This window comes from Blautia argi (assembly GCF_003287895.1).
GTDB lineage: Bacteria > Bacillota > Clostridia > Lachnospirales > Lachnospiraceae > Blautia > Blautia argi.
Genome location: NZ_CP030280.1, coordinates 2,899,942 through 2,912,500, shown reverse-complemented (window position 1 = coordinate 2,912,500; position 12,559 = coordinate 2,899,942). Strand labels below are relative to the sequence as shown.

Sequence of the window (12,559 nt, the reverse complement as noted above, 5' to 3'; positions counted from 1 at the left end):
TATACGAGATAAGTTGGATAGTCGAAAGGGAAAGAGCCCAGACCTCCAGCTAAGGTCCCAAAGTACGTGTTAAGTGGAAAAGGATGTGGGATTTCAAAGACAACCAGGATGTTGGCTCAGAAGCAGCCATACATTCAAAGAGTGCGTAATAGCTCACTGGTCGAGAGGTCCTGCGCCGAAAATGTCCGGGGCTGAAACACGACACCGAAGCTGAGGAATCCTGAAAAGGATTGGTAGAGGAGCATTGCATAAGGGAAGAAGCAGTACCGGAAGGAGCTGTGGACTTTATGGAAGAGAGAATGCCGGAATGAGTAGCGAGATAGAGGTGGGAATCCTCTAGGCCGAATATCTAAGGTTTCCAGGGTAAAGCTGATCTGCCCTGGGTAAGTCGGGGCCTAAGGCGAGGTCGAAAGACGTAGCCGATGGACAACAGGTTGAGATTCCTGTACTACGATATGACAGAACTGTGGGGACACGTGTGGAAAGCACAACCCGGGAATGGAAGCCCGGGGCAAGCGGGGTAGGAGTCACATAGGAAAAACCGTGTGGCAATCTGAAGACGTGAAGCGGACCGAAAAGAAGTAGGGAAGTGTGTGAGCCATGCGTCGAGAAAAGCCGCTATTGTTTATATCGTACCCGTACCGTAAACCGACACAGGTGGATGAGGAGAGAATCCTAAGGCCGGCGGAAGAAGCATTGTTAAGGAACTCGGCAAAATGACCCCGTAACTTCGGGAGAAGGGTGCCACAGAGATGTGGCCGCAGAGAATAGGCTCAAGCAACTGTTTAGCAAAAACACAGGTCTATGCAAAACCGAAAGGTGAGGTATATGGGCTGACGCCTGCCCGGTGCTGGAAGGTTAAGAGGAGAGGTTAGCGCAAGCGAAGCTTTGAATTTAAGCCCCAGTAAACGGCGGCCGTAACTATAACGGTCCTAAGGTAGCGAAATTCCTTGTCGGGTAAGTTCCGACCCGCACGAAAGGCGTAATGATTTGAGCGCTGTCTCAACAATGCATCCGGTGAAATTGAAGTACCAGTGAAGATGCTGGTTACCTGCGCCAGGACGGAAAGACCCCATGGAGCTTTACTCCAGTTTGGTACTGGGACTCGGTATTGCATGTACAGGATAGGTGGGAGGCTGAGAACACATAACGCCAGTTGTGTGGGAGCCGCTGTTGGGATACCACCCTTGCAGTATTGGGTTTCTAACCAGCCGCCGTGAACCGGCGGTGGGACAATGCCAGGCGGGAGTTTGACTGGGGCGGTCGCCTCCGAAAGGGTATCGGAGGCGCCCAAAGGTTCCCTCAGAATGGTCGGAAACCATTCGAAGAGTGCAAAGGCAGAAGGGAGCTTGACTGCGACACCGACGGGTGGAGCAGGTACGAAAGTAGGGCTTAGTGATCCGGTGGTATTAAGTGGGAATGCCATCGCTCAACGGATAAAAGCTACCCTGGGGATAACAGGCTTATCACTCCCAAGAGTTCACATCGACGGAGTGGTTTGGCACCTCGATGTCGGCTCATCGCATCCTGGGGCTGTAGTAGGTCCCAAGGGTTGGGCTGTTCGCCCATTAAAGCGGTACGCGAGCTGGGTTCAGAACGTCGTGAGACAGTTCGGTCCCTATCCGGCGTGGGCGTAGGATATTTGAGAGGAGCTGCCCTTAGTACGAGAGGACCGGGGGTGGACGGACCGCTGGTGTACCGGTTGTTCTGCCAAGAGCATGGCCGGGTAGCCAAGTCCGGAAGGGATAAACGCTGAAGGCATCTAAGCGTGAAGCCCCCCTCAAGATGAGATATCCCATTCGAAAGAAGTAAGACCCCTTGAAGACGACGAGGTAGATAGGACAGAGGTGGAAGTACAGCAATGTATGGAGCTGACTGTTACTAATCGGTCGAGGGCTTGACCTGATAGTGGAGAAAGCGGCGGAGGTGAAACTGGAACGGAGAGGAATGTTTACATTCCGAAACGTGGAAGTGGCACCGGAGTCATTTGCGAAGCAAAGGACATGAGTAAATGCAGAGCATTTAGGAATGACCGCTTCGGAACGGAAGAAGCCGAAGACTCCATAAAACGGTAAGTTGGAAATGGTTTGGTTTTGTGTATGCGGTTTTGAAGGTATAGTGTGGTTAATATTTGGCTCCTTGGTCAAGCGGTTAAGACATCGCCCTTTCACGGCGGTAACACGGGTTCGATTCCCGTAGGAGTCACTAAAAATATTTGCATATTTAAGAGATATGTGAGTATAATATAGTATATGGCGCCATAGCCAAGTGGTAAGGCAAAGGTCTGCAACACCTCTATCACCAGTTCAAATCTGGTTGGCGCCTCTTTTTTTATTCCTCCTTAGCTCAGTCGGTAGAGCATGCGGCTGTTAACCGCAGTGTCGTTGGTTCGAGTCCAACAGGGGGAGTTTTTTTGTATTCTATAATCCTTTAAATTTTATATGCATGTCTTTTTTATATCCCTATATTTCAAAATATTGCCAGAAAAAATAATTATTCAGAGATTTTTTCCTATTCATTCCGTATGTCTATATAGCAGTATTTTCAGATACTCTGAGATAAGTGTATCATTTTGTGAATATTTTGTTCAAGAAAGGAGAAAATGCTGTGAGAGTATGCTATGAAGAGAAATTTGAAAGCCAGAGAACCTTTAACCGGGCATTTTAACAGCAGTATCATCAGCCCCCCAGAGAGTATCGAAGAGATTCTTAAAAAAATATTTCACATCTATTTTTCACCCCAGATACTTAAACAGAATATACTGATAAGGACACATCATGACTGTTGGATGAGAAATTCGTACAGCGGTTTTAAACGGAAGGAAGACGGTTTTATGTCATTGTCAGAGCATAGAAAAGCATTTTATCGTACAGAGGGGAGATACTATAAGCAGGAAACAGAAGCAGAAAAGGAAAAAAAGCTGATTTATTCTTATTATCCCAAAGAAACGGTTATGGTGCAGGCATTTGTGGAAGATGCCTGTGACAGGCTGGATTATGAAGGTAGCTTCCTCTATGATGAATATCCGGATAAAGGACAGATAGAGAGAACCTGTCAGGTGATTTGCAGACAAATGGAGGACATAGGGGAGATAAAGGCGATGGAAAGCAGAAAGAGTGGGGGGAAGACACAGACCGGATTTTGGGAAACCCTGACAGCCACCTTGTTTTGTCAGGAAATGTACAGAAGGAGATGCAGAAGGAACCGCTGCAAAAGACTTTGGTAAAAAAGCACAAAGAAGTTGGTGAAAACTCTCTTTTTTGGGGTTGCGGATTTGTGCTAAAACTTTTACAATAGTAATGACTGCACAGATTTTGGCAGGATAAGGGGAAACAGAGAGAAACAGGGGAAGATTATGACGGATTTAAAAGAGTTTTTAAATAAATATACAGATAAAAATTTGAGAAGAATGATTTTAAGCAATGCCAGAAGCAAAGAAGGCATTTCTAAAATACAGGTGCGTCCGGTAGAGATTAAAGGAAGGCTTGTATATCAGGCTACAAAGACGCTTGGAACAAAGGAGCTTCATGAAAATTATGACAAGGACGCGCTAACAGCGTATTTATGCGAGCAGATGACCGGGTATTTTCGGCAGCTTCAGTTTAGAAACCAGGACTGTTCAGGGAACTGTGCTGGTGAGCAAAAAAGGAAGTATGCGAATTACTGTAAAAGAGCTGAAAGGAAAAAAGGCAGAAGAATTTCAGCCTATGCTTTCTCATAACAGAACAAAACAGTATGTATTAAAAGAAGGTATTCCTGTTCCCTGGCTTGTGGACCTTGGGGTTATGAGCCGGGACGGGAAGGTAAAGAATGCCAGATATGATAAATTCAGACAGTTAAATCGCTTTTTGGAGTTTATTGAGGATATTTTACCAAGATTACCGAAAGATCGGGAAGTGGAGATTTTGGATTTTGGGTGTGGAAAGTCTTACCTCACCTTTGCCATGTATTATTATCTGAAGGAATTGAAGCATTATGATATTAAAGTGACCGGACTGGATTTGAAGGCAGATGTGATTGAAAAATGTGAAGCCCTTGCCCGCAAATACGGGTATGAAAAGCTGCATTTTCAGCAAGGGGATATTGCTTCCTATGAAGATACGCAGACAGTGGACATGGTTGTCACCCTTCATGCCTGTGATACAGCCACAGACTATGCCCTGGCAAAAGCAGTGAAATGGGGAGCTTCTGTGATTCTTTCTGTGCCATGTTGTCAGCATGAGCTGAATCGGCAGATTGAAAATAAAGTGCTGGCGCCGGTTTTAGAATACGGTATTTTAAAGGAGCGTTTTTCTGCTATTTTAACAGATGCTCTGCGGGCACAGATGCTGCAGAGTGCGGGATATGATACACAGATTCTGGAATTTATTGATCTGGAGCATACCCCCAAAAATCTTTTGATTCGCGCAGTAAAAAGTGATAAGACAAAAAATAAAGATACGAAGAAACAGCAGCGGGAGGCATGGGAGCGATGTGCAGAGGAATTTCATGTTACACCTTCTTTAAAAAAGCTGTTGTTTGATTCCATAGATTAGGAAGGATTTCAGATGAAAAAAAGAATAATGAGGATTCTTGTCCTGATTCTGATTTTTATAGTGGGTGTAGCTGGTTTTAGCTGCCTGATGAACAGTCAGAATACGGATAATAGAACAGACCTGCAGACAGCAGTGATTCCCTGTATGGCAATGGAAATCGGGGGAATAGAAGTAAACCGTATGTACGGATATGCTCAGGACATGGACGAGGCTTATATGCGGGATACGCTCACTCCTGTGGGAACAGATAAGTCCCTGTCTGTGAGCATTACTCCTTATGGAAGGAAGATTGAAAGTCTGGTGTATGAGGTCAGAAGCTCTGATGGAAGCAAGGTAATTGAAAACAATAAGATTAAAAACTTCCAGGAGGAAGAGGACGGAAGACTGACAGCAGAATTTACTCTGAAAAAGTCGATTTTAATGAATCAGGAATACTGTCTGAATTTTACATTAAATACAGAGGCAGGAAGCTGGAATTATTATACCCGTCTGCTTCAGAGGGCAGGACTTAGTACAGAAAAATATCTTGCATTTGTCAACAGCTTTTACACCAAATCTCTGATGCAGGATAACAACGGAGATTTGCGTACTTATCTGGAACCGGACAGCAGCGCTTCCAATCACAATTTTAACAATCTGAATATTCATTCCAGTCTGGAGATGGTGAGCTGGGGAGATTTGGCGCCGGAGCTTAGTAGACCTGGTATACCGGCAATTAAGGAAATTAACGAAAATACCGGCAGTGTTGCAGTGACTTATTATATTACAGCAGAGGATGAAAACGGAGAGGTGGAGCATTATCAGGTAGACGAGTTTTATCGTATGCGTTATGACCAGACCAGAGTGCGTCTTCTGGATTTCCAGCGATCTGCAAAAGAGGTGCTCTCTGCAGACCAGAATATTGTTTCAGAAGGTCAATTGACCCTGGGGGTTACAGATAAGGAAATTTCCTATTTGTCTGACAGTGAAGGAAAAATTGTAGCATTTGTGCAGCAGGGAGATTTGTGGTCCTATAATCTGGAAACGAATAAGCTGATCAGAGTATTCAGTTTCCGTGATACAGGAAGCAATGATGAACGCAATGATTATGCACAGCATGATATTGAGTTGGTGCGTGTCAGTAAAAACGGGGATATCGATTTCGTAGTTTACGGATATATGAACCGCGGAGAGCACGAAGGTCATGTGGGCACAGCAGTATATCACTATTCCTCTGAGCAAAATGTGATTGAGGAGAGTTTTTTCCTATCTTCCTCCAAGCCTTTTACATTTTTACAGCAGGAAATGAAGGATTTTTGTTACATCAGTCAGGACGGCAATTTTTATTTGGTATTAAATGAAAAGTTGTATGCAATTCACATGGAAGAGAAGAATTATACAGTATTACAGGAAAATATAAAGGAAGACTGCTTCCGCATTTCCGAAAACCAGAGATATGCCGCATGGTCTGACAATATGGACAAGTATAACACAGACAGCATCACCCTTCTGGACATGGAGAAAAATGAGAAGCAGCAGATAAAAGCGGAGAAAGGCACTAAAATTCGTCTTTTCGGTTTTATCAATAACGATGTGGTATATGGTGTGGCAAAAGAAGAGGATATCAAAAAGAACAGTGCAGGTGGAATGGATTTTGCCATGACAGAGGTTCGGATACAGAATGTTAAGGGAGAGATAAAAAAGACTTATAATCAGGAAGGTTATTATGTAACCAATGTTATTTTTCAGGATAATCTGTTAGAACTGGAAAGAGTGCAGAAGCAGGGGGATAATTATCAGAAAGTTAGCAATGGGCAGATTCTGAACAATGTGAAGGATAAACAGGACGAAACCTTTTCTGTAGTTATGTTGTCTACCGTACGGCAGGCAGCCATTATGGGATTGCAGTTTACCGGAGGCAGCAGTCAGGAACCTTTGATTATGGAAGCAAAATTTACAGAGCTGTCCAGAGATAATGTGTTGCATATCAAGGGTGAGGAAAAGAGCAGGGAAGCATATTATGCCTATGCCATGGGAAAATTATGGGGGATTTATGAAAATGCCGCAGAGGCAGTAAAAGCTGCAGATGAGAATAATGGTGTGGTATTGAATCAGAACCAGCAGTATGTGTGGGAAAAAAGCAATACGGCAGCAAAATCAGGCCTTGTTCTGGAGGACATCCCGGAAGCCGTGAAAAAGGCGCCTTTTGATCCAAAACAGTTAGAAAAAGAACTGAAGGGTAAAGGCACGGTTGTAAACCTGACAGGTTGTACACTGGGGCAGGTCCTGTATGAAGTGGGCGCACAGCGTCCGGTGATTGTAAAGAGCAAGGACGGTCAGCCGGCAGTGCTTGTGGGATTTGACAGCTATAATACGACCCTGTATAATCCGAAAACCGGACAGACAGAGCTTATGGGCCTGCAGGACAGCACAAAGGCTTTTGAGGAAAACGGAAATGTATTTTTCTGTTATATGGAAGAGATTGTAGAGTAGATAAAGAAAGGATAGATAATTATGGAAGAAAGAATTAAGAAGCTGGCAAAAGTACTGGTACATCATTCCTGCCGTGTACAGCAGGGAGAGAAGGTATATATTAACTATACCGGATATGAAACAAAGGATTTAGCGCGTCAGATTATAAAGGAGGTATATGAGGCAGGCGGACTCCCGTTCCCCCATTTTATTGACCCTCAGGTGGAAAGAGAAATGCTTTTAAACTGCACAAAGGAGCAGCTTGAGCTTATGGCAGAAATTGATGGAAAAGAAATGTCAGAAATGGATTGCTATATCGGTATCCGCGGAGGTGCCAATGTTTCAGAAAAGGCAGATGTTCCGGCAGAGAAAATGAACCTGTTTGAGCAGTATTACAGCACACCGGTGCATGGTGATATTCGTGTGCCAAAGACAAAATGGGTGGTGCTTCGCTATCCAAATGCCTCTATGGCACAGCTCTCTAATACCAGCCAGGAGGCTTTTGAGGATTTTTATTTTGATGTTTGTACACTGGATTACAACAAAATGGCAAAAGCCATGGAGCCTCTCGTAAAATATATGGAAAGAACAGATAAGGTACGCATTACAGCTCCGGGTACAGATTTGACCTTTTCTATTAAAGACGTTCCGGTAATTCCCTGCAGCGGCGAATGTAATATTCCGGACGGAGAAGTGTTTACTGCGCCAGTGAGAGATTCCATTAATGGAACTCTGATCTATAATACGCCGTCTTCTTTCCAGGGCTTTACTTATGAGAATATTTCACTGGAATTTAAAGACGGCAAAATTATAAAAGCAACGGCCAATGATACAGAGAGAATCAACAAGGTTTTTGATATTGATGAAGGAGCAAGATATGTGGGAGAATTTGCCATTGGTGTAAATCCCTATGTACTGCACCCTATGAAGGATACTCTTTTTGATGAAAAAATTCAGGGCTCAATCCACATTACACCGGGAAGATGCTATGACGAAGCACCAAACGGAAATGAATCTGCCATTCACTGGGATTTAGTGCTGATTCAGCGTCCGGAGTACGGTGGCGGTGAAATGTATTTTGATGATGTGTTGGTGAGAAAAGACGGCAGATTTGTAGTACCGGAACTGGAAGGATTAAATCCGGAGAATCTGAAATGAAAATAGCCCTTTTGTTAAAAGAACACTACAGGGAGCATGCCATGCAGTGGAGCTTCTGGTGTCAGAAAAAGACCGGATATCCCTTGCCTATTCTCCTATAGATATAGGAAATAGTTCCCGTAAATATCCAAGTTTAGCCTTGCACGCAGCAAAGCAATGGGATATACTGTAAAGAAGTCCATTGAATTATCAAGCAGATTACTATGGAAGGAGATAGAATTAATGCAGTTGACAACAGTAAAAGAGATTTATAAAAGTACAGAACAGTATCTGGACAGAGAAGTTACCGTGGGCGGCTGGGTCAGAAGTGTACGTGATTCCAAAACCTTTGGTTTCATTGTTCTTCACGATGGAAGTTTTTTTGAAACCCTGCAGGTGGTATACCATGATACCATGAGCAATTTTCAGGAGATTTCCAAATTAAATGTAGGGGCAGCGATTGTGGTAAAAGGAACACTGGTTGCAACTCCGCAGGCAAAACAGCCTTTTGAAATCCAGGCAACAGAAATCAGCGTAGAGGGGGATTCTGCTGCTGACTATCCGCTTCAGAAGAAACGCCACAGCATGGAATATCTGAGGACAATTTCTCACCTGCGTCCCAGAACTAATACATTCCAAGCAGTGTTCCGTGTGCGTTCTCTGATTGCTTTTGCCATTCATCAGTTTTTTCAGGAGAGAGGCTTTGTGTATGTACACACCCCTTTGATTACAGGGAGCGACTGTGAGGGAGCAGGAGAAATGTTCCAGGTTACTACCATGGATTTAAACGACATTCCGAAGACAGAGGACGGAAAAGTAGATTTTTCTCAGGATTTCTTCAGAAAACCAACTAACCTGACGGTAAGCGGTCAGTTAAACGGTGAAACCTATGCACAGGCATTCCGCAATATTTATACCTTTGGTCCGACATTCCGGGCAGAAAATTCCAACACGACACGCCATGCAGCAGAGTTCTGGATGATTGAGCCGGAAATGGCATTTGCAGATTTAGATGACAACATGGCTCTGGCAGAGGATATGCTGAAATACGTTATCCGCTATGTGCTGGAAAACGCACCGGAAGAGATGAACTTCTTCAATTCTTTTATTGATAAGGGACTTCTGGACAGACTGAACCATGTATTAAACTCTGAGTTTGGACATGTAACTTACACAGAAGCTATTGAAATTCTGGAAAAAGCAAATGATAAGTTTGATTATAAGGTATACTGGGGCTGTGATTTACAGACAGAGCATGAGAGATATCTGACCGAGCAGGTATATAAACGCCCTGTTTTTGTTACAGATTATCCAAAGGAAATCAAGGCTTTCTACATGAAGCTTAATGAAGACGGAAAGACCGTTGCTGCTATGGACTGTCTGGTTCCGGGAATCGGAGAAATCATCGGCGGAAGCCAGAGAGAGGATTCCTATGAGAAGCTTTGTGCAAGAATGGACGAGCTGGGATTGAACAAGGAAGACTATGAATTTTATCTGGACTTACGTAAATATGGTTCCACCCGTCATTCAGGCTATGGATTGGGATTCGAAAGATGTGTGATGTACCTTACCGGTATGCAGAATATTCGTGACGTAATCCCATTCCCAAGAACTGTAAATAACTGTGAATTATAAAAAAGGAGTATTATGAAATTTTTCCATATAGCAGATGTTCACCTTGGGGCAGAGCCGGACAAAGGGTATCCCTGGAGTACGGACAGAAGCCGTGAAATCCGGGAAAGTTTCCAATACGCAGTGCAGCAGGCCGGCAGAGAACATGCCGGTCTGTTTCTCGTTGCAGGAGATTTGTTCCACAGGCAGCCCCTGGTGGGGAGAATTAAAGGAGGTCAATGCCCTGTTTGCCTCCATACCTCAGACAAAGGTTGTACTGATTGCCGGAAACCATGATTATATTAAGGGAAAGCCCCTGAGGGAGAGAATAAAATGGGCTTCAAACGTATTCTGGCTGGAGGGCGAAAAACTGGAATATACAGAGTTTGCGGATCTTGGAGTGCGGGTCTATGGTTTTAGCTATCACAGCCGCGAAATCAGGGAAGCACGGTATGACAATCTTCGTCCAAAGGATTTTGCATACAGAAATATTCTCCTGGCTCACGGAGGAGATGAAACGCACATTCCCATCAATAAGGAAACCTTTCTTGGCTCTGGCTTTGACTATGTAGCTCTGGGACATATTCATAAGCCTCACATTGTGGAAAAGAACCGGGCAGCTTATGCAGGTTCTCTGGAGCCTCTGGATAAAAATGAAACAGGTATACATGGTTACATACAGGGAGAAATCACCTCTCAGGGTACCTCCCTTTCCTTTGTTCCCTGTGCCAGACGGGAATACAGAGGAATCCGCATACAGGTAAAGGAAACGACCACCCAGTTTTTCTCTGGAAAATACTCTGGAAAAGGCAATGCAGGACAGGGGTATGCAGCATTTGTACTGTGTAACTTTAGAGGGAAGCAGAGCCTTTGGGACAGAATTTCTTTTAGACAGATTGTATGCACTGGGAAATGTGCGGGAGATTCAGGACAATACCAGACTGGCGTATTCCGTGGAAATGCTGAAAGAAAAATACAGGGGAAGCATATTGGAAACCTATATCCGACTTTTGGAGCAGGAAAAAGGAGAAGAAGAGGAGATGGCGCTGACTTATGGCATTGAGGCGCTTCTGGAATCCGGGGAGGAGCTGGCATGATTTTAAATCAGTTAAGTTTGAAAAGCTTTGGGAAATTTCAGAAAAAGAACATTCTCCTAAAAGAGGGAATCAATGTTGTATACGGAGATAATGAAAGCGGAAAATCTACGGTTCACACCTTTCTGCTTGCCATGTTTTTTGGCCTTCGCAGAAGGCGAGGAAAGGCCTCACGGACGGATTTGTATACCCGATATAAGCCGTGGGGAGAAAGCAGCCGGTATGAGGGAACCTTGTGGTTTACCTGTGGGGAAAAGCAGTTTCGTCTGGAAAGAGATTTTACAGACGTCCGGTTCGGGGCAAGGCTTTTCTGTGAAACAGATGGGGAGCTTCTGTCTGTAGAAGACGGAGATTTGGATATGCTTCTTGGGAATATTTCGGAACTTGTATTTCAGAATACGGTTTTTGTTCCCCAGGCGAAAAGCAGAACCGAGGAAGGGCTATATACAGAGCTTCGTGACTATCTGGCAGATTTTCAGGGAACCGGGGATTTGCAGTTTGATTTGGAAAAGGCAGAAAATTTGCTGAAGGACAAAAAAAAGCTCTGGGAAAAAAGGGAGAAGGGAGAACTTCAGAGAAAAGAACAAGCAGAAACAAAGATTTCTTATGATATACAGCATGAACAGACAGAAGTAGAGAGTCTGAGAGAAAAGCTTCAGGACATAGAGGCAAACTGCAGGACACTGCGTAGGCTGGCAGAAAAGCTGGAGAGAGAAGTCGAAGAGGCAAACGTAAGAGAAAGAAGAAGTACGGCGAAAGAAGAGCTGGAAGCCGCAGACCAGACAGGAATAGCAAGGAAACAAGACCGCCAGAAGCAAAAGGAAACCGGAAGAGTTTCCATGGCTGTATGGAAAATCTGGACAGTATTTTTGGCAGTGACTGCTATGCTGGGAATTGGAAACAGGATTTCCCTGACTGTTTATGACCGTGATTTTACTACTGCTTCTGGCAGCAGGGGGAGTCTTGTGGCTTTATGACAAAGGAAAGATTTTTGCCGGATTTTGTACAGAAGAACCCTGTGTAAAAAAGAACGAGGAAAACAGAAAAGAAAAACCGAATCCGGGGGCAGTGTCAGAGGAAAAATACAAAGAATGGCAAAAAATCTCAGAACAATATGTAAGGAGAAGGGAAGGACGAAAAATTCTTCTGGAAAATCTGCAGGAGAGAGAAACACGTCTGGAAAATCTGGGGGAGGAAGCCACGGAGCTTCGTCAAGATCATGAGGAGCTGCTTCGTATTCGGCGGGAAATCAGGAGCATTACTTTGGCCATGCAGAAACTGCAGGAAGCGTCAAAGCAGATGCAGAACTTCACAGGCGGAATTCTTACACAGAAAATGTCGGAAATTATCTGTGGCATTACAGAAGGAAAATACAGACAGGTGGTAATTGATGAAGAGTTTCAGATTTATCTGGATACAGGAGAAACCTGTCTGGCGTTTCATCAGGTAAGCTATGGGACTGCGGAACAGGTTTACCTGGCTCTTCGCATGGCATGCAGAGAGATTTTATGCGGGGAGGAAGAATTGCCTCTTGTGTTAGATGAAACCTTTGCCATGTACGACCAGAAACGCCTGTCAGAAACGTTAAAATATATTAGCCGAACAAATTCTCAGGTGCTGTTATTCAGTTGTCACAAAAGGGAAATAGAGGCTTTAAAAGAGCTTGGCATTTCGTATCATATAATTGAACTTTAAAAAGATTGAAAAGCTGAAGAACGGGGCTGCCCTGCA

General features: G+C 44.2%; 7 protein-coding genes, 3 tRNA genes, 1 rRNA gene and 1 pseudogene (1 of these 12 cut by a window edge). All 12 read left to right on the top strand.

Annotated elements, in window-relative coordinates:
* Positions 1 to 1,905 (top strand): 23S ribosomal RNA (locus tag DQQ01_RS14165) (it extends 977 nt beyond the left edge of the window).
* Between the two features lie 228 nt (positions 1,906 to 2,133).
* Positions 2,134 to 2,205, top strand: a tRNA-Glu gene (locus tag DQQ01_RS14160).
* Positions 2,206 to 2,254: 49 nt separating this feature from the next.
* Positions 2,255 to 2,325, top strand: a tRNA-Cys gene (locus DQQ01_RS14155).
* A gap of 10 nt (positions 2,326 to 2,335) precedes the next feature.
* Positions 2,336 to 2,408 (top strand) — tRNA-Asn (locus tag DQQ01_RS14150).
* Between the two features lie 425 nt (positions 2,409 to 2,833).
* Positions 2,834 to 3,226: a hypothetical protein gene (locus tag DQQ01_RS14145; protein ID WP_111920964.1), complete on the top strand. Its 393-nt coding sequence runs from the start codon at positions 2,834 to 2,836 to the stop codon at positions 3,224 to 3,226.
* A gap of 129 nt (positions 3,227 to 3,355) precedes the next feature.
* Positions 3,356 to 4,535, top strand: a pseudogene (locus DQQ01_RS14140) (class I SAM-dependent methyltransferase).
* A 12-nt stretch (positions 4,536 to 4,547) separates the two neighbouring features.
* Positions 4,548 to 7,007 (top strand): hypothetical protein, encoded by a 2,460-nt coding sequence (locus tag DQQ01_RS14135; protein ID WP_111920522.1) that lies wholly within the window; start codon positions 4,548 to 4,550, stop codon positions 7,005 to 7,007.
* Positions 7,008 to 7,028: 21 nt separating this feature from the next.
* A complete protein-coding gene (locus DQQ01_RS14130) occupies positions 7,029 to 8,144 on the top strand; it encodes an aminopeptidase (protein ID WP_111920521.1) in 1,116 nt (371 codons plus the stop codon).
* Positions 8,145 to 8,366: 222 nt separating this feature from the next.
* Positions 8,367 to 9,758, top strand: a complete 1,392-nt coding sequence (asnS, locus tag DQQ01_RS14125) for an asparagine--tRNA ligase (protein WP_111920520.1) — start codon at positions 8,367 to 8,369, stop codon at positions 9,756 to 9,758.
* 43 nt (positions 9,759 to 9,801) lie between these two features.
* Entirely contained in the window at positions 9,802 to 10,797 is a 996-nt protein-coding gene (locus DQQ01_RS14120; RefSeq protein WP_242980412.1) for a metallophosphoesterase family protein, read from the top strand.
* A gap of 30 nt (positions 10,798 to 10,827) precedes the next feature.
* A complete protein-coding gene (locus DQQ01_RS14115) occupies positions 10,828 to 11,805 on the top strand; it encodes an ATP-binding protein (protein WP_111920519.1) in 978 nt (325 codons plus the stop codon).
* Positions 11,792 to 12,523, top strand: coding sequence for an ATP-binding protein (locus tag DQQ01_RS14110; protein ID WP_111920518.1), 732 nt, complete (start codon positions 11,792 to 11,794; stop codon positions 12,521 to 12,523). The genes DQQ01_RS14115 and DQQ01_RS14110 overlap by 14 nt, the downstream gene beginning before the upstream one ends.
* Positions 12,524 to 12,559 lie beyond the last annotated feature (36 nt).